24 protein-coding genes and 1 riboswitch are annotated in these 25348 nt (G+C 37.3%); of the genes, 6 read left to right on the top strand and 18 right to left on the bottom strand.

Annotated features, from left to right (window positions below; all coding sequences use genetic code 11):
• Nucleotides 1-14: 14 nt before the first annotated feature.
• From MWJ95_RS13795 to MWJ95_RS13735, 13 genes are all read right to left on the bottom strand, one after another.
• A complete protein-coding gene (locus MWJ95_RS13795; RefSeq protein ID WP_249106095.1) occupies nucleotides 15-1022 on the bottom strand; it encodes a zinc-binding alcohol dehydrogenase family protein in 1008 nt (335 codons plus the stop codon).
• Nucleotides 1010-2275: a mannitol dehydrogenase family protein gene (locus MWJ95_RS13790; protein ID WP_249074513.1), complete on the bottom strand. Its 1266-nt coding sequence runs from the start codon at nucleotides 2273-2275 to the stop codon at nucleotides 1010-1012. Before MWJ95_RS13790 ends, MWJ95_RS13795 begins: the two co-directional genes overlap by 13 nt.
• A gap of 12 nt (nucleotides 2276-2287) precedes the next feature.
• Nucleotides 2288-3787, bottom strand: coding sequence for a UxaA family hydrolase (locus tag MWJ95_RS13785; RefSeq protein ID WP_249074512.1), 1500 nt, complete (start codon nucleotides 3785-3787; stop codon nucleotides 2288-2290).
• Between the two features lie 15 nt (nucleotides 3788-3802).
• Nucleotides 3803-5074 carry an MFS transporter gene (locus tag MWJ95_RS13780; RefSeq protein ID WP_249106092.1) on the bottom strand — a complete coding sequence of 424 codons (1272 nt, stop codon included), beginning with the start codon at nucleotides 5072-5074 and terminating at the stop codon, nucleotides 3803-3805.
• A gap of 36 nt (nucleotides 5075-5110) precedes the next feature.
• Nucleotides 5111-5944, bottom strand: a complete 834-nt coding sequence (locus tag MWJ95_RS13775) for an SDR family oxidoreductase (RefSeq protein ID WP_249074511.1) — start codon at nucleotides 5942-5944, stop codon at nucleotides 5111-5113.
• Nucleotides 5937-6959 (bottom strand): zinc-binding alcohol dehydrogenase family protein, encoded by a 1023-nt coding sequence (locus tag MWJ95_RS13770; RefSeq protein ID WP_249074510.1) that lies wholly within the window; start codon nucleotides 6957-6959, stop codon nucleotides 5937-5939. Before MWJ95_RS13770 ends, MWJ95_RS13775 begins: the two co-directional genes overlap by 8 nt.
• Before the next feature lie 9 nt (nucleotides 6960-6968).
• Complete coding sequence (gene uxuA, locus MWJ95_RS13765; protein ID WP_249074509.1) at nucleotides 6969-8033, bottom strand: mannonate dehydratase; 1065 nt, start codon at nucleotides 8031-8033, stop codon at nucleotides 6969-6971.
• Between the two features lie 12 nt (nucleotides 8034-8045).
• Nucleotides 8046-8666 (bottom strand): bifunctional 2-keto-4-hydroxyglutarate aldolase/2-keto-3-deoxy-6-phosphogluconate aldolase, encoded by a 621-nt coding sequence (locus MWJ95_RS13760; protein WP_249074508.1) that lies wholly within the window; start codon nucleotides 8664-8666, stop codon nucleotides 8046-8048.
• Nucleotides 8667-8678: 12 nt separating this feature from the next.
• A complete protein-coding gene (locus MWJ95_RS13755; RefSeq protein WP_308221930.1) occupies nucleotides 8679-9632 on the bottom strand; it encodes a sugar kinase in 954 nt (317 codons plus the stop codon).
• A gap of 322 nt (nucleotides 9633-9954) precedes the next feature.
• Nucleotides 9955-10302 carry a YhjD family protein gene (locus MWJ95_RS13750; RefSeq protein WP_249074506.1) on the bottom strand — a complete coding sequence of 116 codons (348 nt, stop codon included), beginning with the start codon at nucleotides 10300-10302 and terminating at the stop codon, nucleotides 9955-9957.
• Nucleotides 10295-10633, bottom strand: coding sequence for a YolD-like family protein (locus tag MWJ95_RS13745; protein WP_249074505.1), 339 nt, complete (start codon nucleotides 10631-10633; stop codon nucleotides 10295-10297). The genes MWJ95_RS13750 and MWJ95_RS13745 overlap by 8 nt, the downstream gene beginning before the upstream one ends.
• Before the next feature lie 56 nt (nucleotides 10634-10689).
• On the bottom strand, nucleotides 10690-11949 hold the full coding sequence (locus tag MWJ95_RS13740; protein WP_249074504.1) for a Y-family DNA polymerase: 1260 nt from the start codon (nucleotides 11947-11949) through the stop codon (nucleotides 10690-10692).
• Nucleotides 11946-12167, bottom strand: a complete 222-nt coding sequence (locus MWJ95_RS13735; protein WP_249074503.1) for a transcriptional regulator — start codon at nucleotides 12165-12167, stop codon at nucleotides 11946-11948. The genes MWJ95_RS13740 and MWJ95_RS13735 overlap by 4 nt, the downstream gene beginning before the upstream one ends.
• A gap of 299 nt (nucleotides 12168-12466) precedes the next feature.
• Between MWJ95_RS13735 and MWJ95_RS13730 the strand changes: the two genes are divergently transcribed.
• The 4 genes from MWJ95_RS13730 to MWJ95_RS13715 all read left to right on the top strand — a co-directional run bounded on the left by MWJ95_RS13730 (nucleotide 12467) and on the right by MWJ95_RS13715 (nucleotide 15365).
• Nucleotides 12467-13141 carry a cupin domain-containing protein gene (locus MWJ95_RS13730; protein ID WP_249074721.1) on the top strand — a complete coding sequence of 225 codons (675 nt, stop codon included), beginning with the start codon at nucleotides 12467-12469 and terminating at the stop codon, nucleotides 13139-13141.
• A 142-nt stretch (nucleotides 13142-13283) separates the two neighbouring features.
• Nucleotides 13284-13571: a hypothetical protein gene (locus MWJ95_RS13725; RefSeq protein WP_249074502.1), complete on the top strand. Its 288-nt coding sequence runs from the start codon at nucleotides 13284-13286 to the stop codon at nucleotides 13569-13571.
• A 466-nt stretch (nucleotides 13572-14037) separates the two neighbouring features.
• Nucleotides 14038-14523 (top strand): DUF3231 family protein, encoded by a 486-nt coding sequence (locus MWJ95_RS13720; protein ID WP_249074501.1) that lies wholly within the window; start codon nucleotides 14038-14040, stop codon nucleotides 14521-14523.
• Between the two features lie 530 nt (nucleotides 14524-15053).
• Complete coding sequence (locus tag MWJ95_RS13715; RefSeq protein WP_249106089.1) at nucleotides 15054-15365, top strand: hypothetical protein; 312 nt, start codon at nucleotides 15054-15056, stop codon at nucleotides 15363-15365.
• A 36-nt stretch (nucleotides 15366-15401) separates the two neighbouring features.
• On the opposite strand, the gene MWJ95_RS13710 is transcribed toward MWJ95_RS13715, so the two are convergent.
• Nucleotides 15402-18008 carry a cation-translocating P-type ATPase gene (locus MWJ95_RS13710; protein ID WP_249106086.1) on the bottom strand — a complete coding sequence of 869 codons (2607 nt, stop codon included), beginning with the start codon at nucleotides 18006-18008 and terminating at the stop codon, nucleotides 15402-15404.
• A 496-nt stretch (nucleotides 18009-18504) separates the two neighbouring features.
• Entirely contained in the window at nucleotides 18505-19695 is a 1191-nt protein-coding gene (locus MWJ95_RS13705; protein WP_249074499.1) for an MFS transporter, read from the bottom strand.
• Between the two features lie 65 nt (nucleotides 19696-19760).
• A riboswitch (purine riboswitch) is annotated at nucleotides 19761-19860 on the bottom strand.
• A gap of 211 nt (nucleotides 19861-20071) precedes the next feature.
• On the opposite strand from MWJ95_RS13705, the gene MWJ95_RS13700 reads away from it, so the two are divergent.
• Complete coding sequence (locus tag MWJ95_RS13700) at nucleotides 20072-20284, top strand: hypothetical protein (RefSeq protein WP_249074498.1); 213 nt, start codon at nucleotides 20072-20074, stop codon at nucleotides 20282-20284.
• A gap of 517 nt (nucleotides 20285-20801) precedes the next feature.
• Here the strand turns inward: MWJ95_RS13700 and lepB are convergent.
• Nucleotides 20802-21362 carry a signal peptidase I gene (gene lepB / locus MWJ95_RS13695; RefSeq protein WP_249074497.1) on the bottom strand — a complete coding sequence of 187 codons (561 nt, stop codon included), beginning with the start codon at nucleotides 21360-21362 and terminating at the stop codon, nucleotides 20802-20804.
• A gap of 248 nt (nucleotides 21363-21610) precedes the next feature.
• Nucleotides 21611-21739, bottom strand: coding sequence for a hypothetical protein (locus tag MWJ95_RS24500; RefSeq protein WP_283164702.1), 129 nt, complete (start codon nucleotides 21737-21739; stop codon nucleotides 21611-21613).
• A gap of 523 nt (nucleotides 21740-22262) precedes the next feature.
• On the opposite strand from MWJ95_RS24500, the gene MWJ95_RS13690 reads away from it, so the two are divergent.
• Nucleotides 22263-23564 (top strand): MFS transporter, encoded by a 1302-nt coding sequence (locus MWJ95_RS13690; protein WP_249074496.1) that lies wholly within the window; start codon nucleotides 22263-22265, stop codon nucleotides 23562-23564.
• A gap of 343 nt (nucleotides 23565-23907) precedes the next feature.
• Here the strand turns inward: MWJ95_RS13690 and MWJ95_RS13685 are convergent, their stop codons facing one another.
• Nucleotides 23908-24843, bottom strand: a complete 936-nt coding sequence (locus MWJ95_RS13685; protein WP_249074495.1) for an LCP family glycopolymer transferase — start codon at nucleotides 24841-24843, stop codon at nucleotides 23908-23910.
• Nucleotides 24844-25348 lie beyond the last annotated feature (505 nt).

The following is a 25348-nucleotide window of genomic DNA, read 5'->3' as shown; positions in this document are numbered from 1 at the left end:
TGAAATCCTCCTCATTACTTAAAATAAATTTGTGCTTTATTCATGTTGTATTGTTTTGCCTCAAAGTAAGAAATCGCTTCATCAAATCCAATTTTTTTCGTTACATAGCCTTTCTTTATGTCTCCTGATCGTATATAGTTCATAACTGTCTTAAAATCTTCTAATGTTGCATTACGACTACTTTTTAATGTTAACTCTTTTGAATGAAATTCAGGATCGTTAAATGTAATCGTCTTCTTCATTAAGCCAATAAACACTAGTGTTCCGCTATTTTCTACGTACTGGAACGAAGATTCCATTGATTGTTGATTGCCTGTTGCATCAAATACAACGGTTGGCAATTCACCATTAAATTTTTCATAAAGCTGAGCCATTACTTCATTATTTACAACAATCACGTCATCCGCTTTCGACCATCCCTGACCTTCTTTGAGACGTTCCTCATTCAAGTCCATTAAAATTGTTTTTGCTCCACGTAATTTAGCAAAGCGTGCCGCTCCTAACCCAATTGGACCTGCACCAATGACTAGTACCATATCATTCTCTGTTAGCTCTGAACGACGTACCGCATGAGCACCGATAGCTAAAGGTTCAACAATGGCTAATTGATCGCCTGACACTGCATTATCAGTAATCACAATACTTTCATCGACTACGATATACTCACCCATACCACCATCCATATGTACGCCTAATACTTTCAGCGATTTACAGCAGTTCGTTTGACCTCGGCGACATGCAACACACTCATCACAATAGATGTACGGAATAACTGTTGCACGATCCCCTACTTGAATATCATTAACTGCTTCTCCGACTTCTTCCACAATAGCTGCCAGTTCATGACCTAAAACACGTGGGTAGCTAAAGAATGGCTGTTCACCTGCAAAAGCATGTGTATCTGTTCCACATATACCGATATGTGTTATCTTCAATAGAACATCATGGCTTTTTTCAATACTTGGCTTGTCTACCTCACGTTGTATCATTTTAAACGGTTCATTTATTATCAATTGTCGCATGCTATTTCCTCCAATAATCTATTAATTGTTGATAATTGTTTAATAACTTCTGCTGCATCACATTGGAAATACTGCTCGATAAATTGTTGCATTTGCTCTGCTTGTCCTTGCTCAAATTGTTCATGGATTTCTGTCAATTTTTCAATAACATTATCAGATTCACGAATGGAAAAACGTGTTGGATTCATTGTAAATATACCTATTGCTAAAGCTTGATAATATATTTCCGTCTCAGCAAATGGTGCAATACGTGCTTGCCACTTTGATAACTCATTTAATTGAATGTCATATAAGTGATGCTCTATAAATGGATTTAAAAAACGTTCAAAAACATCTTGCTGATAGTCTTCATCCACTTGAAATCGTTGTGTAAAATCATTTGTTACTTTTTCGATAAAGGCTCGAATACCTGCATTAGAAAATGCCTCTCTTACAGTTTTATAATTATAAATCTTGCCAAATGCAGAAAGTAAAATGTGACTACCATTTAAAATGGCGACCTTGCGTTTGCGATACATGTCTAAATCATCAAAGACAAAAGGTAATTCAAGACTTGTTGGCCAATGTTTAAAAGGTTCTTTCTGATCAATCACAAATAAAAAATAGGGTTCACAAACCGTATATAGGGCATCTTCCCCCTTATAATCTAGCGGATAACCTGTTACGATACGGTCTACTAGTGTATTACAAAAAGCTAAAGTAGCAAGCCATTCAAGAAATGCTGTAGGGAAAGCCCAGTCTTTGGCATGTTGCAGACATATATTTTTTAATGTTTTACCATTTTGTTCGATCAATTCAAGAGGAACGATGGCCAATTGTTTTTCACCTTGAAAATGATCGTAATAATGTTTTAGGAATACCGTTAATTTTGCTGCATAGCTTGTTGGACAAGCAGTAGGAAAAGGGATATTCTCGTAATAAATTCCTGCCTCAGTCGTATTAGAAACAATCATTTCTAGTGTTTCAGATTGTGCATATTGTAAAAATCCATGCCAATTTTTATATGGATTAATGGTATCTTGAATAGCTTTAACGATAGTTTCTTCTTCTACCACCTCACCATCTTTTAACCCTCGTTCCTTCACTGTAAATTGCAACTGTTGTTCTTCTAACTGCCTTACCGTTTTTCCTCTTTCTGTTGCTGCGACTGAAACGATACTAAAAGGGACTTGTAGTTTTTCAATTGCTAAGTCAAAAAAGCCTCTCATAAAATTTCCGTCACCTATTTGCATAATTTTAATAGGATGCTTCATCTTATTTCTCTCCTACATAGTAACGCCATCTTTAAAAATAGCGATTTCTTTAAATCCATATTTTTCATTATTCGTATGCACTTCTCCTGAAGCTAGCGCTAATATATAATCCATAAATTCATCGACTAATACATTTATCGGTTTACCTTCCACTAATTGCCCTGCGTTAAAGTCAATCCAATTTTTTTTGCGTTCATAAAGGGGTGTATTTGTTGAAATTTTGACAGTTGGTGTTGGTCCTCCAAACGGCGTTCCCCTCCCTGTTGAGAAAAGAACAATTTGGCAACCTGTTGAGGCAAGAGCCGTTGTTGATACAAGATCATTACCTGGGCCATTTAGTAAATGTAGCCCCTTTGTTGTCATACGGTCGCCATAATCAAGCACTTCTTTTACTTCTTGGAATCCCCCTTTTTGAATACAGCCAAGTGACTTTTCTTCTAATGTTGTAATACCACCTTCTTTGTTTCCTGGAGATGGGTTTTCATATATAGGTTGGTTATATTTAATAAAATACTGTTTAAAGTCATTTACTAAATGCACGATATCCCTAAAAACAGATGCATCTTTTGCACGTTCCATTAAAATCTGTTCAGCACCAAACATTTCTGGAACTTCCGTCAACACGGTTGCTCCACCTGCAGAAATCAACTGGTCAGAAAATACTCCAATCATTGGATTAGCTGTAATACCAGAGAAACCATCACTACCACCACATTTCAATCCGATTTTCAACTCCGAAATGGATACCTCTTGTCGTTCAAATGTCGTCGCATATTCAAATGCTTTTTCAAGCAATCGTTGACCCTCTTCCATTTCATCTGCTGATTCTTGAATATTTAAAAACGCTACGCGATGTTCATCATAATGACCGATTGTTTTCTTAAATAATTCAATATAATTGTTCTCACACCCCAGCCCTAATACAATAACTGCCCCTGCATTTGGGTGGTGAATTAAATTAGCTAAGATTTTTTGTGTATACGTTAAATCATCGCCGAGTTGAGAACAACCATATGGATGAGCAAAATGCTGTACACCGTCAAAATTGTCAGCGTTCAATAATTGATTGCCTAGCTTTGCCAAGTTTTCAGCTACTTTGTTAATGCACCCGACTGTATTAATAAGCCAGATTTCATTTCGTACACCCACCTGTCCATCTGTTCTACGATAACCCTTAAACGTGCGTTGTGCATGACGAGATGTAGCTACGGGATGTGCTTTCGGTTTAAATTCATAGCTTAATTCACCCGATAAATTGGTTTTCATATTATGTGAGTGAACCCAACTACCCGCTGGAATTTCTTTTGTTGCATGACCGATTGGGAAACCATATTTCATGATATGTTCATCATTAGAAAGAGTAGTGATGGCAATTTTATGCCCACGTTGTACTTGTTGCTGTAAAGTTATTTCTGTCCCATCCAATGGAAGTAAAAAGCCTTGAGGAAGATCACTCAAGGCTATGGCAACATTGTCCATCGGATGAATTTTAATAAATGATTGATTGTTCATTTGAATCCACCCTTTCTATTTATAAGCTATTTCATTATGAACAATTGGTGTAACGAATTTAATAACTGCTAATGACGCGATGACTGCTAAACCGCCTGCAAGCAAGAATGCTGCAGAGAATGTTCCTGTTTTATCTACTAGGAAACCTGTCAAAGTTGGCCCAATAATACCAGCTGTGTTTGCTAAGAAATGCATAAAGCCACCAACAGATCCAACATATTTTGATTCCACAACGTCATTAATAATTGCCCAGTAAATAGCACCTGTTAAATATAAGAAGAAAACAGAGGTAGCAACAAGCGCAACAGCACTAACTGTTGTTGTTACAATACCTGCACAACCAATGGATACAGCTGCTAAGAATAAACATGTAACTAGCACAACTTTACGAGAGAATAAAACACCCTTACTCATAAAGCGTTTATAAATGAAATCCGATACAATTCCACTCAATGCTAAACCTAAAAATCCTAAAATCCACGGAATAACAGTCACGATACTCATATCTTTAACAGCCATGCCACGAGCCTCTACTAAATAACTTGGGAACCAAGTTAAGAAAAAGAATAGGATATAGTTATAGGCAAAAAACGCAAAGGCCGTAAATAATACTGTTGATTGTTTTAAATAGTAAGATAGGCCACGACTATGATTGATTTCATCTGCTGCAATTTCTAAATTGGCTATTGGTTCTTCAATGTCCACGTTTTTTGGCTTTTCTTTTACCACTTTAAACCATACAATTGCCCAAACAAATCCGAGGATCATAATCGCAATAAATGAATATTTCCAGCCATATGCTAATGCAATATAGCCAACAATTGGACCTGCAATGGCTCCACCAAGTGGCGTACCACTATTGGCTAATCCCACTACAGAAGCACGCTTATCTGCGGGAAACCAGTTATTCACCATTTTATTAATGGTTGATGATAATGGCCCTTCCGCCATACCAAAGACGATACGAACAATTATCAATGAAGCGAATCCAACGACTAATACCATTGCTCCACTGAATAAAGACCATACAATCATCGCTACAAATAAGGTTAACTTTGCACCAAATCTATCGGATGCCATCCCACCTAAAAAGTTAAAAATCGCATATCCAACAGAGAAACTACTAAAGATAATTCCTAATTGTGTCGAAGTTAGATGAATATCTTCTTGAATAAATGGTGCCGCAATCGATAATGCCGAGCGGTCTAAATAGTTAATGACACCAGCTAAAAACAACATAATAATAACAACAGTTTTGCCATCCCCAAAAATACCTTGTTGTTTCATATATTTCACCCCTAATATTTGTAATATTTCCCTTCGTTAAACCCCTGAGTAGGCCATAAATCCACCATCTACAGGAATCGTTACACCAGTGACAAATGCTGAGTATGTATCATCAGCTAAAAATAATAATGTTCCTAATAAATCTTGTGGTTTTCCGAAACGCTTTTGTGGTGTAGCTGCAATGATTTTTTCTGAACGTGCTGTTAATGAGCCATCCTCTGTAAGCAAAAGATTACGGTTCTGTTCGGTAATAAAAAATCCAGGTGCAATAGCATTAACACGTAAACCCGCTTCTGCAAAATGAACAGCCATCCATTGTGTAAAGTTATTAATCGCTGCCTTTGCCGCACTATATGCAGGCACTTTTGTCATAGGTGCAAAGGAACTCATGGATGAAATATTAATAATTGTCCCCTTCGTTTTCAGCAATGCTTCACCAAAAACTTGGACGGCTAAAAATGTTCCTGTAAAATTATTCGAGAATACGCTTTCAAAACCGCTTGGCGTTAATTCAAAGAAATTTGGTGTAATAGATTCTTCTTTATATACTTCATCAGCAGTAATGGCATCTGGATGATTGCCCCCCGCTCCATTAATTAGCACATCAATTTGACCATATTGCTGTAAAATTGCTTGTCGTGCTGCTATTAATGACTCTTTATTCAAAACATCAGCAGGAAAATTAATCGCTTCTCCACCATTTTCTTTAATCGATTGGACGATTGCTTCTCCTTTTTGGGCTGTACGATTTAAAATAGCCACTCGCATTCCTTGTTTTGCCAACTCCTTTGCCATCTCAGAACAAAGAACACCACTACCACCTGTAACAACAGCTACTTTATTTTGTAAAGCTTCATGCACCCTACTCACCTACTTTTAAAATGACTTTACGTATTTCATTTGGATTTTTCTCGATAAATTGAAAGGCTTCTTTTGCTTCATGTAATGAAAAAGTATGTGTAATTAAACCTTGTTGTTGTAGCTTTCCAGTATCTACAAGCTGCACTACGTTTTCAAATTGGAACGTTTGCAAACGTGATCCTTTTATCGACAATTCTTTTTTCGTAATTGGTAGTGGCGTGAGCTCAGTTGATTCTTCTGCAAAACTAAGTACAACCACTCTTCCAGCAACTGAAGCTGCATCAATAGACTGCTTAAACGTTAGTGGAATACATACCGCATCAATTGATACATTAACCCCTTCTCCATCTGTCCATCTATCAACAGCTTCTAATAAATCTTGTTCTTTCACATTAACAATTTCATCCGCACCAAGTTCCTTTGCATAAGTAAGCTTAGAATCATCTAAATCCGAGATCATGACACGAGCATCCATTAATTTAGCCATCTTTAAAATACAAATGCCAATCGGTCCTGCTCCTTGAATTAATAGCGTCTCACCGGCCTGCAATTCACCACGATATACTGCTTGTGCGCCAATTGTATACGGCTCGATTAATACCGCCTCTTCAAAAGATGTTCGGTCTGCTACTTTATGTAGTTGCTTTTCAGAAACAACAAAACGCTCACGCATACCGCCATCTTCATGCACACCAAAAACAGATAATTTTTCACAGACATTTGGTCGTCCCTTGCGGCAAGCATAACATTCACCACAATAACGGATTGGTTCAACAACGACTTTGTCGCCAACTTTTAATCCTTGAACCCCTTGGCCAATGTCTAACACGCGTCCAACAACTTCATGCCCTGGTACACGAGGCAAAGTCGCTAATGGATTCGAGCCGTGATAAATATGCATATCTGAGCCACAAATGCCAACATATTCTGTTTGGACAAGGACATCTGATTGCTTTGTTATCACTGGTTCTGCTACATCAATTAAAGTCATTTCAAAAGGTTTGATTACTTGTAATGCTTTCATACACTTCACCTATTTCTTTAGATTTTCATAAGCATCCCAAAGACCATTTAAATACATAATGCCAAGTGCTCGGTCATATAAGCCGTAACCTGGACGACACTGCTCTCCCCAAATATGACGACCATGATCTGGGCGTACATAGCCTTCAAAGTTTTGCTGATTTAATGTACGGACAATATTTTTAATATCTATTGAACCATCCGATGTAAAATGTGAAGTTTCAAAGAAACTACCATTCTCCAAGATTTTCACATTTCTAATATGGGCGAATGGAGCACGGTATGCATATTTTTCAGCAATAGCTACCATATCATTTTGTGGATCTGCACCCATTGAACCTGAGCAGAACGTAAAACTATTCGCCATTGAATCTGAAATTCTGATTAACTTTTCATAGCTTTCTGCTCCCGTAATAATTCGTGGCAAACCAAAGATTGAATACGGTGGATCATCTGGGTGAATCGCCATTTGAATACCTGATTCTTCTGCTACTGGTAAAATTGCTTGTAAAAAGTAGGCTAAGTTCTGCCAAAGCTTGGTTTCATCTACTTCTTTGTACTGCTCGAATAATTCTGAAAGTCGGGCTAATCGTTCTGGTTCCCATCCTGGAAGCGTTAAATCCGAAGAAGCACTTACTTCATTCACAAGTTCCTGAGGATCTAAATTCATTACTTTTTCCTTATCGAAATAAAGGGCAGTTGAGCTATCTTCTAAAGGATGGAATAAGTCTGTACGCGTCCAATCGAATACTGGCATGAAATTATAACAGATTACTTTCACGCCATTCTCGCCAAGATTACGAATCGATTGCTTATAGTTCTCAATATATTTATCACGAGTCGGTAGTCCTAATTTAATGTCTTCATGTACGTTAACACTTTCCACAACATCTGTATGGAATCCGAAAGATTGAATATAATTGACTTCTTGTTGAATGGCACCTTTTGTCCATACTTCTCCGGCTGGTAGGTGATGTAGTGCCCATACAATTCCTTTCACATTCGGAATTTGCTTCACTTCTTCTAATGTCACTGTATCATTGCCACGACCATACCATCTAAACGTCATATTCATATTAATTACCTCCTAGTTTGATAATTTTTCTATATATGCATTTGCACGTTCAACAACGCCCGCATAACCATCTTTCTTATATGCTTTATTTAAATCACTACCAATACCAACCGCGACTGCCCCCGCTTCTAACCATTCGTTCATATTAGCCAAACCAACACCGCCCGTAGGCATAATCGTTACATGTGGTAACGGCCCCTTAACGGTCTTAATAAAGTTTGGCTCAAATTGATTTCCCGGGAATAATTTAATGATGTCGCTTCCACCTTCAAGAGCTGTCACCATCTCTGTAATCGTCATACAACCTGGTAAATACGGTATGCTATAGCGATTACAAATTGTTGCAATGGCAGCATTGTAGCTTGGACTAACAACAAACTTCGCACCGTTTAAAATCGCGTGGCGCGCAGTCTCAACATCCAATACCGTCCCAGCACCAATTAATGCATCACAATTACGTAACGCTTTAAATGTTTCTCCTACAAAAGGCGTGGTATACGTTATTTCAATTGCTCGAATGCCACCTGCAATTGCACCTTTTGAAATTTCTGTTGCTTCTTCAGGTGAGCTTCCTCGAACGACGGCTACAACTTTTGCATCTGATAACGCTTTCAAAATTTCGATTTTTTGCATTCCTGACAACTCCTAACGCTCAATTAGTTTTTCATCACCGATAAATTGCTTTAATTCTCGTAATGATGGAAGACCCTCATTATCTCCTTTAATCATCGCTACAAGTGCTCCCGCACCATTTGCTAAACGCAGCCTTTCCGGAATATCATAACCATTTAAATAGCTATATACATAAGCTGAATCAAACGCATCCCCTGCTCCAACGGTATCAATCGCATGAACGGAAAATGCTTCTCGCTCATACTGTTCAGTAGTTGTATAAACTGAGGCTCCATGTTCACCTTTTTTAATAATAATTTCATCTATTTTGTAACTCTCTTGAACGTCTTTGACTGTACGCCCTTCAAATAAAAGTTCAAATTCATCCTGTCCTGCTAGAAGGAGATTGATTGATGGGTACACTTTTTCGTATACTGCACGGGCATCTTCTATAGTCCATAACTTTAATCGTAAATTCGGATCAAAGGATATAGGAATATTTTTTGCCTGAGCTAAACCAATTAATTTCAATGCGACGTTAATGTTATGTTCACAGACCGCTAAATACACACCACTAATATGTAATAAATCCACATCATCCAGTACTGTCTCATCTAAATGTTCTTCCGTTAACTCAAGTAAAGGTGATGGATTGCGATAATAAAACGATTTACCTGCACCTCCTTCCCTAATTTCTTTGAAGTAAATAGAAGTTGGTATATGTGGTGTTTGTCTTACATGTGATACATCAACACCTTCGCCACGGGCAAAATTATAAATCAGCTTGCCAAATTCATCGTCTCCAATACAACTAATCCATTTTGCTTCCATATCTAAACGTGTAATACCTATTGCAAAATTTAATTCTGCACCACCTACCGCTCGCTCAAAGGAAGGAACGAATCGTAGAGGACCTGTTTTAGATGGATTAAAAACGACCATTGCATCACCTATCGTTGCAATTCGTTTATTTCTCAATTTTTTCATTCCCTTCTTTAATAAAACGTTTTAGTAAAACGTTTTATTAATACTATCACGAAATTTTCCGTGTTGCAATAATAATCTGATTATTTAGATTAATAGAATGAACTATCGTTTCTTCTAAAGTAGATGTAATCTTCTAGAACCTTTAAATCATGAATAAACACTACAAACAAATAGTAACCATATGTATTCATGTTTAAATGCAAAAAAGCTATAAAGAAAAATCTCTTCACAGCTTTTTTGTATATTTAATTATTTAAAGCTACTTTTTTATTTTCACTTATAGTCAAATGGCATAAAATTCTTTGCATGCAAATTTGATATTCTACAAGAATTTGTTTATACGGCTATGAATAAGCTCCTCTACCTGTGCTTTTAGAGCTTGATTGGCATAACGAAGCACTTCATCTTCGCCTGCTGTTTTGACGATTACATCGCTGAAATATTCATCAATTTTAACCCATTTCACAACAGCAATATTTTTATTAGCTAGAAATCGTCTTTTATTGTAAAAATCATTTCTTATATCTTTTAATAAATCTTCTACAATACGGATGTAGACTTTGGACATTTTTAACTTTTCAAGTGATGAATAGTCTTGCTGTAATGACCTGATGGCCATATCTAATTTAATAAACTCATACAATACACTGCGATCCCCACCATTAATCATCAACATCCACCATCTTTGCGTCTTGGATTTCATCAAGTGCAATACGTTTGATAGCTACATCCGTCTCTAGTAACAATTCCTTTTTGACTGTATCAGTTCCTGTAACTAGCCCTGTCTCGTCTTGTAAATGATTGTTGCTCCACAGCGTTAACGTAATCCGTTTTTGCATTTTAAAAGCACGTTGTATCGTCTGTTCTATTTCCTCTAACTCCCACTCGGTTAATTCTCTCTTTTTATCGTAAAACTGCTCTTGCTTCCACTCTCTAATGAGGCCAAGATGCTCAGGAAGCATCATCGCCGTCCACTTCATTGATCCACGGTCACGTATCATGTCAACACTCCTCGAATTCTTAATCGTTCCTCTATCTCGTCTTATCTCATTCCCCCTTACGCTAAATGCCCGCCTACTAAGCGATTACGTGTAATTGCTGTGCCAGCCTTTGTATAAGAAGCCGCCCTTAGTAATGACACTGCTCCATATTTTCTTCGAATGGCATCCATAACGTGGCCAATTATTTGTCGTTGCTCCTTGCGCTCATCAAATAAATCCAACTGGATGCTGCACGCCGGTTCTAGGTTCGTTATCCTAACTGACAATTGACGTGCTGGCTCGCCAGCAAAGTGCTCATCCAGTAATTCTAGACAAGTTTTATACATAACTAGCGTTTCACTTGTTGGCACTGCAATCGTTCTAGAGCGGTGGAATCCTTTTGTCATAGCATTTCGACTATAGGAAAGTCCTAAGCTGATTGTACGACCAACATACCCCGCTTCACGCGTTCGCCTCATAACGTCCTCACACATTTCAAGTAGTACGACAGCAATTTCTTTTCGAGTGTGATAATCTCTCATTAACATTTGCCCTTTACCGAAGCTTAACGCTGAATTCGTCACTAAAGGCTCTCCTAATGTGGAAAGATCAATCCCCCATGCATGGTAATATAATTGATTGCCCATAATACCGAAGCGCTTTTCTAATTCTTCTAAATCCGCATTAGCCAATCCACCAACTGTTTGTATGCCCATTGCTTTTAAGTTCGCTTCCATCTGTTTGCCGATGCCCCACATTTCAGACAGAGGTCGTACCGGCCAAAGTTTTTTAGGAACATCTTCATATGTCCATTTAGCAAAGCCCGTTTTTTTCGCATCTAAATCTAACGCTAATTTAGCTATTAGCATGTTTGGTCCCATACCAATTGCAGAAGAAATACGGAATTGTTCGTAAATCGCCTGTTGAATCATTTTGGCCGTTTCCTCTGGCGGACCCCAAAGTTGTTCTGTACCTGTCAAATCCACAAAGCTTTCATCGACGCTATAAACATGAATCGCCTCAGTAGGTACATACTGAGCTATAAGGCGAGTGATCGCCATAGACATGTCAAGAAAAAATGACATTTTAGGTTCAAAAAGCTTAATATCTGGGTGCTTAGGTATCTCATAACGGCGGTTTCCCGTTTTGATTTTAAATTTTTCCTTCATCACCGGCGAGGCTGCTAGTACGACACTACCGGGTTGCTCGAAATTGCCAATGACTGCAATAGGGTCTTTCAAGACATCTAAACCTTCTAGCATTGCCATACAGCTTGCGTAAAAGCACTTCATGTCAATACAAAAAATGTCCTTGTGCGGCAGATTGTCGTAATTCATATCACCTCACGCTTCCGATGTGTAACAGGCAATATTGCTAGAACATTGTTAATAATAAACGTACGCTTTGCCTGCCTCGTAAAGCAAAATGCCGTAAAGGAATCACCAACGATCTTTATGATTTTTACACGCCTTTTCGTAATGACACCCGACTTGGCTACATACATCATGCTAACTACTTGTTGGCGCTGCATTGCTTTTATTAACTGTTCTTTCATCCTAGTTGCTCCTTTTCACTCTGTTATATGCACTGACCTCAACAGGGCTATCCCTCAAAAACAGAACGAACGTTCGTAAACTTATTATACGCACGTACGTTCTTAATTAGAAGAGGGAATTTTAGTTAATTTTTAAGGGAGGGCTTGAGTGGCTCCATACAAATCAATTACGCCTTGCCGTAATTGCAAAAACATTCACTGAATGAAGATGATGGGCATTTGTGTAAGCCTAAAATACCTTTATACATATTCTGTGCTTAAGACATGTATTGAAAAATAATGAGAGAAAGGATGTAAGTATTAGCTCAAATATTGACTATACTTCACCGTCAACACAGTTCACCTCTGATGTAAATGACAGTACTCTTTTTAAAAAAGATGATCGAAATTTTATTAATGTTCTAGGTATAGAACAATTAAATACGTTAGAAAATATATCTTTGCTTGATATTTTTCTAAGTAGGAATAAGGTGATAGAGCCTCACTATCATCAAAATGCATCAGAACTTGTTTATTGTATTTCCGGTGCTGCCATTGTTTCTATATTTAATCCCTTTACAAAAGAGATTAAAAACTATCCTATCGAGCCTGGCCAAGTCGCCAATGTACCGCAAGGATGGTGGCATTATGAAATTGCTACTGAGAATGACACGCATTTACTAGCTATTTTTGATGCGCCAACTCCCGAAGTTATTTTAGGCTCAGATATATTGAAATTTACACCTTCCAATGTGATGGCTCACACGTATTGTTTAGATGAAGCTCAGTGGAAGAAAACAATTGAGCCTATTGTGCCATCAACATATATTGGTCCACCTAAAGACTGCAACCGTGTAAAATCAACTGCTGAGAAGAAAAAAGATCAAAAAGATCCTCATCATAAACATAAAAATAAGTATAGACCTTCACAATTTATGAATCCCTATCCGCCATATCGCTATCCATATATAAATCCTTATGGCTCTTATTATTAAGCATAGTCAAAAAACGAAAATCGCAATCGAATGTATGATCCAACATCATAAGCGCTACACCTTTCATCGCATAAAAATAAATAAAACGGAAAATCTATATATTAAAGTCATAGCTTCGTTATTACTAAAAGAGGTGTAAAAAATGGAATTATTTCCAGTGATCCATACGAATTTTTGGGATGCTCTAATAGCCGTTCCAGCTGTGTTAATTATTACACAGCTCATTAAGGTATTTTTGCATGTTCAGCCTAAATATGTTCCCGCGATCGCCCTTGCTATTGGCTTGATTATTTCTATCTTCATTAGCCATAAACACAATCTTATTGCAGGAATATTTATGGGCTTTTTTTATGGTTACGCAGCTATTGGCAACTTTGCTGCCTTAAAAACAACCATTAATAGTTTTAAAAGAAAGAAATTAAAGGAATAAACCTTTCAGCTTATCTACAAATAATGTAAAACAATCAACAAAGGTTGATTTTCACTACGAGCTGGCGCTTTCCGCGGGCTTGGCTTCAATCTCCTCGTCACTCCGTTCCTGCGGGGCTTTCAGCTCAAGCTCATCCCGCAGGAGTCGCCACTCTCCGTGAAAAATCAACAGCTCTTCATCATAAGCGAAATGGCATTATAATTTTTATTAAAACGTCAATCAGAAGTAACGTTTGTCTGCAATCTGGCAGGAATACGTATTGTGATGAATTCATTTTCAAATGAATTCTTTGAAGATTTATCGGAACAAAATCTCATTTTATCAGAACAATTTTAGCTTTTATCGGAATATTTTCTCGTTTTATCGGAACAATTTCAGTTTTTATCAATGTAAAAAATGATTAGAAATCCATTTATTAACACACCCTAATCTCATAATTAATGAACGAGAGTTAGGATGTGTCACTATGGAATTGGTAAATGGAAATCTAACATCATTACGTTATAAGGGAATTTTTGAGATTTGGGCGCAGCTTGGCGTTAATAATGGCTATATAGCTTCAAATCATGCATTTTTCAAGCACGTTGTTAATAAAAAGTTGAAGACTATTATCGTGGATTTTGTGCAATGTTTAAAAGATGAAAATAAACAGCTAATGGCGGTATTAGAGGAAAATGGGGTGCTTGCCCCTACTACATCAATCGATTACAGTAAGTTAAAGATGAGCAATCCCCGAAGAAAAAAGGCTATTAATGATGCAGAAATCAGCAGCATTTTATCGATGAATATAGCGTCGTCACTTATTTCAGTTAGTCAGGCTTTAGAAATGTCTGTTAAGAAGAAGCATACTGCAAAATATGGAGAACTTCATATGAGGTATGCCATACTTGGCGCAAAGCTAGTACGGCTTAGTAATGACAAAGGCTGGCTACTGGCCCCTGCTACAAAGTAATGTTAAGAAGCTCTCGTTTCAACAAAACGAGAGCTTTTATTGTTGCTTCGCTTTTTCAGACAAACCTCATGCAAAAGTTTTGTTTAATCACTATAAATTAGAGTGACATGCTAGAAAGCACAGGCTCTGTGAAGAGGTTGATTGGAGTGGAGACTGGGCGACTCCTTGGGGATTAGCAATAGAGGAACGGAGGCTAAAACCATCACATCCCTGTGATAACGCCTTCGTGACCAACATCGGTGCTGCTGTCGCTACGTTAGCACTACGCTTTCGCGCAAAAAACATCTGTTGGCCCGAGACCCTGGAGCGAGCCTATAGGGGAACGAAGGCTAAAGCCATCACATCCCTGTGATAACGCCTTCGTGACCAACATCGTGCTGCTGCCGCTGCGTTAACACTACGCTTTCGCGCAAAAAAACATCTGTTGGCCCAAGCGGCTCATCGGACGCCCCCAGGAAGCTCTGCTCTGCGCGAAAGCGAAGCGGCAGCGGCAATGTATTATCTGTGCGAAAGCGAAGCGGCAGCTACAAATGTTTTCTGTAGCGAAAGCAAAGCGGCAGCTACAAATGTTTTCTGTAGCGAAAGCGAAGCGGCAGCTACAAATGTTTTATCTGTGCGAAAGCGAAGCGGCAGCTACAAATGTTTTCTGTAGCGAAAGCAAAGCGGCAGCTACAAATGTTTTCTGTAGCGAAAGCGAAGCGGCAGCTACAAATGTTTTCTGTAGCGAAAGCGAAGCGGCAGCTACAAATGTTTTCTGTAGCGAAAGCGAAGCGGCAGCAACAAAGCGCCCAGTCGGAACGGAAATCACCCCCTCATTTTGCCGAAGACTATACCCTATTTAATATGATATCTTAACTTTCAGCATCTTTTTTTACTCATTAGCGCCTTCTCACAAACAACAGCTTGTACCACTGATTCACAAGGAACGGTAGTACAGACAAGCTATACATAAAGCCTAATTGTGCGGGACTTAATGTGGCAACTTCAAATACACTTGTAAGCATCGGAATAAACAATACTGCGTGTAAACTTAAGAAACCGATTAAAAATGCAAGCCAAGTATATTTATTCGAAAATAGTCCAATGGCGAAGATCGATTCTTTAGCTCTGGAGTTGAAACCATGCACTAATCGTGACAGGCATAATGTTGTAAACGCCATAGTGCTCGCCGTTAAAGTATCTCCTGTTGACAATCCAATCTCAAAAGCAACAGTTGTAGAAATGGCAATTAGTAATCCTTCAAGCACCACTTGAGTAATAAATGCTTTATTTAATAATGGTGTATGAATATTTCGTGGCTTGTCTTTCATTGTTTTTTTATTGTTCGGCTCTAGACCGATTGCAATCGCCGGTAAACTATCCGTTAGTAAGTTAATAAATAATAAATGCACAGCCGCAAAAGGAACTGGTAAACCTAATATTGTTGCATATAAAACAACGAAAATGGCACCTGCATTCCCAGATAATAAGAACAAAATTGCATTTTTTATATTCGTATAGATACTCCTACCGTTTGCAATAGCCTTCACAATTGTTGAAAAATTATCATCCGTAAGTATCATAGAGGAGGCATCCTTAGCGACCTCTGTGCCAGTAACACCCATTGCCACACCGATATCGGCCTGTTTTAAGGCAGGGCCATCATTAACACCATCTCCTGTCATAGCGACAACATGTCCTTTTTCCTGCCATGCTTTAACAATACGGATTTTTTGAACTGGTGTTACTCGGGCATAAACTGAAAAATCATTAACCTTTTCTTGAAGCTGTTGATCTGTTAGGCCTTCAATTTCATGCCCTTCAATTGCTTCAGAGGGATCATTTAAAATGCCGATTTGATTGGCAATAGCCGTTGCCGTGATTTTATGGTCCCCTGTAATCATCACCGGTTTGATACCAGCTTTTATACATTTTTCAACCGCACCTTTAGATTCTTGCCTTGGAGGATCCATCATTGCGACTAAACCAACAAAGATTAAATCTTTTTCAGCCTTTACATCGATTGCTTGATTTTCTCTTACCTCTTTGTAGGCAACAGCTAGCACCCTTAACCCATTCATAGAAAATTCGCGATTTACTTCTTCAATTTTTTGGCGCTGTTGTTTTGTAATATTAAATACACCTTTTGAAGTTTCTATTTTGATAATTTTAGGAAGAAGGACATCTAGTGCTCCTTTTGTAATCATGATAGATTGCTGATTAATAGTATTGACAGTACTCATAAGCTTTCGATCTGAATCAAATGGGATTTCGGCCACTCTTGGATAATGATTTCTTACTAGCAGTTCATCAAAATCATATTGCTTCCCTAATTTTACGAGTGCAACCTCCGTAGGATCCCCGATTTCCTTACCGTCCCTTGCCACAGCATCACTACATAGTATTGCCTTTAACATCAAATCTTTCTCAAGTGCATTTTCGGTGCGTAGTTGATTATGTGGAATAACTTTTTCATCCACATATACTTCTTGTATAACCATTTTATTTTCAGTTAATGTTCCTGTTTTATCTGAGCAAATAACAGATACACTTCCAAGACTTTCAACAGCATATAGCTTTCGAATAATGGCATTTTGCTTTGCCATTTTTTGCGTCCCAAAAGCAAGCACAATGGTAACAATCGAACTTAGTGCTTCTGGAATTGCTGCAACAGCAAGTGAAACAGCAAACATAAACGATTCTACAAGCGCACGTCCTCTAATAAGGTCAATCACGAAAATCGCTAAACAGATTAATGTAATCCCTAAAGCTAATTTTTCTCCGAAATGATCTAAGCTTACTTGTAACGGTGTTTTCTTCTCTTTCGCGGTATCTAGTAAGTTTGCAATTTTGCCGATTTCAGTCTGCATTCCGATAGCTGTTACCATGACAATACCACGACCAGTTGTCACAAAACTTCCAGAATACACCATATTCTTTTTATCACCAACAGTTACATTGCTTTCCTTGATAGGATCGATACTCTTCGCTACAGCGATAGATTCACCTGTTAGCGAGCTTTCATTAATATGCAAATTATGGCTTTCTAATAACCGCCCATCTGCATTTATATAATCGCCAGCCTCTAAATAAAGAAGATCTCCAATCACTATATCTTCCGAAGAAATCTCTATGAGCTGATTGTTCCGCATTACTTTGGCAATTGGAGAGGTCAGGGCTTTTAAATTATCCAAAGACTGTTCTGCCTTGACATGCTGCACAGTGCCTAGGATAGCGTTTAATATAACGACAATCATAATGACAACCGTACTTCCTACTTCACCTAATAGGAATGAAACGAAAGCAGCGATGATTAAAATAATGACTAATAAATCTTTAAACTGCCCAAAGAAAACGGCAAATGCACTTGTTTTTTTTCCTTCCTTTAATACATTATAGCCGTATACTTCTTGCCTCTTTTGAACGTCATAATCACTCAATCCTTGATCTGTCACGTTCAAAGTTTTCATCACTTCAGCTGATGATTGTTGATGATAGTCTGACATTCGATTCCCCCTCCATTTGAAATTATTAAGTAACCCACAGCAGCCACCTTATCCCGAATTCTTTTTCATTGGACTAATTCAGGTGAAAGTGTTGTTATTAGTTAATACGTTAGATTCCCATCAGTAGACTCCTTTGAATTATCTATCTTAGGCAGAGAGAAACTTATATATCCTAAAAATAGTATTGAATCATTAGACTCTCTATCTACTCGAGTCCCTAAAATACTTTAACTACAACAATCTATTCCTTGTCCTATTCCAGTATGATAATAATCGATATAGAAATTAAATATTTGTTTATAGGTGAAAATATACTATAAGAATCAGTGGGTTTTCTTCATCCTCACAAATAATATCCTCATACTAGCCATGAGCACAAAAAAAGGCATTTGGAATATGGCTACTCCAAATGCCCTTCGTCACATGCCTAGACCCCTATAGGCCAGCTTGCAATTATTTTATTGTTTTAGTGTCTTTCGTTATTGGCGACGATAAACTATGAGTTGTTGTGAGCGGATTTCATCCCTAAGTCAGTCCCATGTGAAACAGGTGATCTTTTTAGAGAGAAAATAGCACAGCCTAGAGCACATAAAACTAAAATGGCACCAAAGCCAGCTAAATGCTTAGCAGATCCTGTAATAGTAAACATAGCTCCACCAAGAGCTGAGCCGATGGATATACCGATTTGTAATGCAGCAGTGTTTAAACTTTGTTGAATGTCAGACGTTTTTGGATCAGTTTGTATTAAATAATTTTGTAACGGAGGTGTAAGTGCCCAGCTAAGCGCACCCCATAAAACCGTCACGACTAAAAAGAGTGGAAAAGCAACAATTGTGTAAGGAATACTAAATAATACAACGGCAAATGTAGATACAACAATTAGAATCGCCTTACCCGTACCAATTTTGTCACTTAGCCAACCACCAAGAGCATTTCCACTGACAGACGCTATTCCGAAGATTAGATAACAAATACTAATCCAAGAAGCACTCATATCAAATGCTTCTACTAAAAATGGCGTTAAATATGCATAAAGCATATAATGGCCAGCCAGCATAAACAGTGTTGTTAATTGTGCACTTAAGATTTTTAAATTCGCTAATGATTTAATTTGAGCCTTTAATGGGACAACTTCTACAACTGGCATTTTTTCAAGCAATAACGCAATAAGAATCATAGATACTGTTGAAAGAAGGGCTATTCCCAAGAATATCGCTCGCCATCCAAATGCTTCTGACACAAATATCCCCACAGGCACACCGATGACAAGTGCAGAACTTACACCTATGAAAACAAGTCCTAAAGCTTTTGCACGATGTCTTGGTTCAACAATTTTTGTGGCAATCGTTAAAGATAAGACGATGACCAATGCAGTACTCATCGCTGTAAAAATTCTAGCAATCATAACGATCAAGAATGTCGTACTAAAATACGTCATAAGATTACCTAAAGTAAAGATAAATAAAGAAATAAGATAAAGGCGCTTCCTTTCCACTTTTGCGGTTAATGATAAAAGGACAGGCGCAGATACTGCATAGACAAGAGCAAATAGTGTAATCAATTGTCCCGCTGTTGCTAAGGACACATTTAAATCCTCCGCAATTGTTGGTAATATACCACCGACAATTAATTCCACCAATCCTACCGCAAAAGTAGTAACGGCAAGAATATACACTCTCCAATTCATAATAATCACCCTTCTTTTACACTTTCATTTTTGTAGGGAGATTTAAATAAAAAAATCCTGACTACAAAAATGAAGCAAATTTTTGTAGTCAGGATTTTATGGTTCCTGGTAGAGACCCTCAATCCATATCATTGAGGTTATACAGATCAAATATTTACGTTAGCTATATTAGCATATTGAATTTTGCATGACAAGATTTTTTTATTTGTCTCACCTCTCTCTTCCTGATCATCCATAAAATTAGTTCACATACAAAAATGTAAAGTTTACCCAATAAAAAAAATCCATTGCAAAAGAGAGAAATTTCAGATTTTACTTATATTTTTTTACGTTTGACCATACATACTAATATAACAGAACATTGCGAGGTGATTGTTTGCGTATAGTAGGTTTAGTATGCTATTTTTTATTGTTGTTTTATGGTGTAGAACCAGTAACAGAAGGGCTCTCAATCGATAAACAAGCAATCAATTCTCCTAGTGTGAGCAAACAGCAAATCCCCATAAAAGAAACGGTTGAAAATTCAACAGTTTGTGTCTATTACCCCACTTATAAAGTTTGCACAGCATTACCAGCAAACAAAAAATGAAAAAAGAAGCTACTCATCGGAGGGCACTGAAAAAGTCCATATTTTCTCACATTGCGAGGTATTCAGCGGTTAATCGTCGAATACCTCGCTTTTTTCATATGGCATTATGACTCTACTGTTGTTTTCCGAAGCATTCCGCTCGCTTTCCGCGGGCGAGCGCCGAGCCTCCTCCTACGCTTCGCTTCGTGCGGGGTCTCGTCTGTCTCGCTTTCCCGCAGGAGTCGAGCGATGCTTCTCCAAACAACGCAATGTATCATACTGTTATTTTAGTCGCGCTTTCCTTTAAAAGAATTGTGCAGGTGGTCCTCTGATGATTTCAAATCAAGAAACTCTTAACTTAAGTCCATACATGGCTATCTACGTATATTAAAGCTACTAAACGAAAAAATAAAGACAGAAATAAGGCACTTCCTGTTCAAAATTGAACAAGAAGTGCCTTATTTTTATCTGAAAAAGTTCGCTATTATAAAACCGTAAGTTTTTCAGTACCCTCACTCATCGTAGCCTCTTTTTTCACTTATTTTGGACCAATATGGAAACGATTAAACGGATATAATGTTAGTTTAGCTTCACCATAGATGGCATCTTTAGAAATTAAACCATAGTGGCGGCTATCGGAACTTTTTAAACGGTTATCACCAAGTACAAAATACATATCCTCAGGAACCTTTTTTTCTTTTACTAATTGCTCTAACGTGAAATTTTCTGTAATACGTAATTGATTCGGATCATCTGTTTGACGATTCACATAATCTTCTTTATATGCTTTGCCGTTTACATACAAAACATCGTCCTTCATTTCAACTGTATCACCTGGAAGACCAATCACTCGTTTAATATATAATTCATCTTCTGTTGGTGATTGGAAGACTATTTGATCAAAGCGTTCAATTTTACTCATTTTACTTACAATAATAATATCTTTATCATGATAAGTTGGGTACATAGAAGCCCCTTGCACTTTAATCGGCGCAAATAAAAATTGCTTACAGCCTAAAACAACAATAGCTGTAATGACAATGATTTTAAGATAGGATATTAATTCTTTTTTGAAACTACTTGTTCTCTCTTCTTGCATGCTCATTCCCCGATACTGTTTTTTTATAGTATAACATTTTCTGCAGTATATTGACGAATTAATCACATAAATTGTTTCAAGTTCACAAAAATGGTTAATCACCCTAACGTGAGGTATTTTCGTTCCAACTAGGCGCTTTTCTGAAGGTGTTCAAAGAGTAGCTCTTGGTCACAAAAAACGCGTTGCTGATCCGTTTCAACAGCCACAAAAATAGACAAAGCTACTTTATAGCTTTGCCTAGGTGCATCCTATTCTTTTGTTTTTCGAGTATGAATGGTTACTTTGTGTAGTAGAGTGATGCTGCTATTAAATAAGTCTATTGCTAAAACAATACCTGTACGTAATGCAACAGCAATCAAAATTGTGCCTATAATCATCACAATCACTCCCTCAACCATTTCTAATAAAATTATACATCAATTTTCTGATTTTTCAAACACTACGGAAGGAATCCTTACGTTGCTAATATAAAAAGGACGCTTTAGAATACGGACAAATCTTTAAACTATGAACAAACTTTCTGTATACATTCCCCTTTAACAATCCTCTCCTTTACAGTTTGTTGAATAACAAAACCTGCAATCTAAAACCCGTGATTCCAACCACTCTAACAAGTTGAATATTCTAAATTATTTGAAAAGAACTCAATAAAATGTATAATTAGTAAAATAAGGTAATAAATGTTTTGGTTTCATTGCTATACATTTAGAATTATAATTCGCGGTTAACAAGTAGGAGATGCAAATCTTCAAAAGTATCATCGCCCCCTATGTATTGGCCTCTACTTGACATTTATATACTAGAAAACGAAACTATTAAATCCATCTACCAAAACATTCTATACAGAATCTTCATGTGTAATTCTTTTAAAACAACCTAGGAATGCGGAGGAGATATGTTATGGAAAAGAACTCAAATCTATGGAAAATTGTATTTGTAGCTAGTTTTATAGGTTTAACAGTGGATGGTATGGATATCCAAATGCTGTCATTAACAATGCCGAGCTTAATGGACGAATTCGTCTTAGACACTAAGGCTGCTGGCTGGATCAGTACTTTCTCTCTATTAGGGATGGCACTTGGTGGGATATTAGGTGGTTGGTTATCTGACCGCTTTGGTCGCGTTAAAATGATGACCTATATGATGATATTATTCTCAATTGGAACCGCTCTCTTAGCTTTTGTACAGACATATGAACAATTTATTATTGTTCGTTTCATATCAGCAATTGGTATGGGCGCTGAATATTCATTAGCCACAATGGTAATGGCTGAATATGTAAAAGTTAAACATAGAGCAACTATTATGGGCGTATTAGGTTCTTCCTATTCATTGGGATATTTAGTCGCTGTTTTATTAGCGGGCGCTATTCTCCCTGACTATGGTTGGAGACCATTATTCTTAATCTCAATCTTCCCAGTAATTGTGGCGATTTATATTCGAGTAAAAGTACCCGAACCAACTGGTTGGAGGTTGGCTAAAAAACAAGTTAAAACATCTAAAGTTAAGAAATCCAATGAATGGTTGGCGTTGTTTAGGGATAAAAAAGTTTTTACCATCTTTCTGTTATGGATATTAACGTCTTCCCTATTGCAATTCGGATATTATGGAGTAGGTACTTGGTTACCAACGTATATTGTGAAAGAATTAGGCTTTAATTTCAAAGAAATGACAGGTTACTTAATTGGCACATATACAGCATCGATTCTTGGTAAGGCACTTGCTGGTTGGGTTGCCAATGTAATAGGTCGTCGTGGGGTTTTCGTGCTTGCAGGACTATCTACAGCGGTCATGCTACCCGTCATCTATTTTTATCAAACACCAGGAAACATCATTATTTTAATGACTGTTCTAGGTTTCGTATATGGAGCGCCGTATGGTGTAAATGCTACTTATTTAAGTGAAAGCTTCCCAACTCATATTAGAGGAACCGCTGTAGGTGCGGCTTATAATACAGGAAGAGTAGGTGCAGCTATAGCTCCTATCCTTATTGGAATTATCGCTACTACACAATCAATTGGATTTGGACTAGCTGTCTTAGGTATCTCTTATGCATTCATGGGGTTAATTCCTGCACTATTCATTAAAGAGAAAATGTATGATACTTTTGAAAACGATCCAAAAGGAGAAATATCGGAAAAAAAGGGAGAGCTAGGAGAAGAAGAGATACTAGCAAACGAGGTTCTAGTGCAAAAACCTTAAGACAAAACATCAATAGACCGCAAAGCATTTCTTGAAGAAAGCTTTGCGGTCTATTTACATGAGAATTTCTTTTCTAACGTTGGGGGAAGTTACATAAAAAAACCATTCAACTAGGCATGCACCCTACCTGAATGATTTTTTTATGTTTCACATGAAAATTTTTAAGCACAATAATTGTAAGTGACGCATAGCTGAACTGACAGGATTTTTTTGAACTTTACGCTTAGGCACATAGCATTGCATGCAATTGTTTACAGCTGTATACCTAAGCACCTGGGTCCTCCCATTCATATATCTCCCTCCCTTCATTGTCAAAAAATTTTCAGCAATTGTCACAAAGTCTTTATTGCAAATGAGCTTTTAAATCCGATTTGATTTTTTCTAGCTCTGTCTCTTCTGGAATAAAATACCATATATGATCAATCTTTTTGCCATTTCCCTCTTTGAATGACAACTGCTCGATATTACTATCCATCTTTTTATAAATACTTTGTAGCTGGACTAAGTCCTTCATCGTAAAATTCATACGAACATTTTCTCCTACTACATCAAGCAAATCTGTAGCCTTTAATAATATAGAAGGTGTCGTCGAGGCTTTTTTTAGAACAGCTTCAATAATTTGTCGTTGGCGAATTTGACGACCGAAATCACCACGTGGATCTTCATAACGAATCCGAGAGAAAATCAATGCCTTATCACCATCTAAAGTGATCTCCCCCTTCGGATAATGGTAGGAATTGTAAGTTAAATCCATGTCATTATCAATCGTTACCCCACCAATCGTATCGATAATTTGCAGGAAGCCTTCCATATTAATAAACACATAATAATCAATAGGTATATCTAAAAAATGCTCCACCGTATTCACCGCCATTGGAACGCCTCCAAATGCATAGGCATGGTTGATTTTATCGACGGAATCATGGCCAACAATTTCTGTACGAGTATCTCGAGGTATACTAAGCATCTTCATCGTATGTTTTTCAGGGTTCACCGTAATGACTATCATCGTATCTGAACGTCCACTATCATTTTTACGTTCATCCACCCCAAGCATTAACACAGAAAACGGGTCTTTTTTCGTAACTATTTTTTGTTCTTTATTTTCATCACCTGTCGTTTCCATTAATGGTGTATTTATTTTATTCATTGTCTTTTGGATAGTGTAATAAGCAGTACCTATAAAAATTAAAAAAATTGTTAATAAAGCACCTACTATCCAAAGTAAAATTTTCTTCTTGCTCTTCTTTTTCTTAGAGCGTTTCATATTTTTTTCCATACATAAGTCCTCTCTTGCAAAAAAATTTACCCCTCTTTTTGACGTTTTAAGTTGGAAAAAAGTTAATATAGTCTAATTATATGCATATTGGACGAAAAAAAGACGTACACTAGTATTTACCAAATACCGACATACTATCCCTTTCCAGCTAACATCTTTATATGATCCCACTAGTTTTATACGAAAGTAGCAATCTTTGTCCCCATTGACCCATGAGACTGCAGATTTTAGGTGAAGGTTTTGCCTTTGTAAATAACAGTAGAAAAAGGCTCAAGACAGCTTTTACATTGTCCTAAGCCTTTTTGGTAGACGTCATTATAAGATTAATCATTATACTAAAAGTAAACGAACGTACTTTTGCACATGCTTGTACAAAGTAGAATAATACTATTCTTGAACTACCCCCACTTATCGACCTTACGGCCTGATTGAAGTGGGAGATTCTTGGGAACAGAGCATACTTGTTGGTGTATTTCTTTACCAACAGCGGTTTCTCTTATTTACC

It is taken from the genome of Lysinibacillus sp. Bpr_S20 (assembly GCF_023337835.1).
GTDB lineage: Bacteria > Bacillota > Bacilli > Bacillales_A > Planococcaceae > Lysinibacillus.
This window is presented reverse-complemented; position numbering and strand designations above follow the sequence as displayed.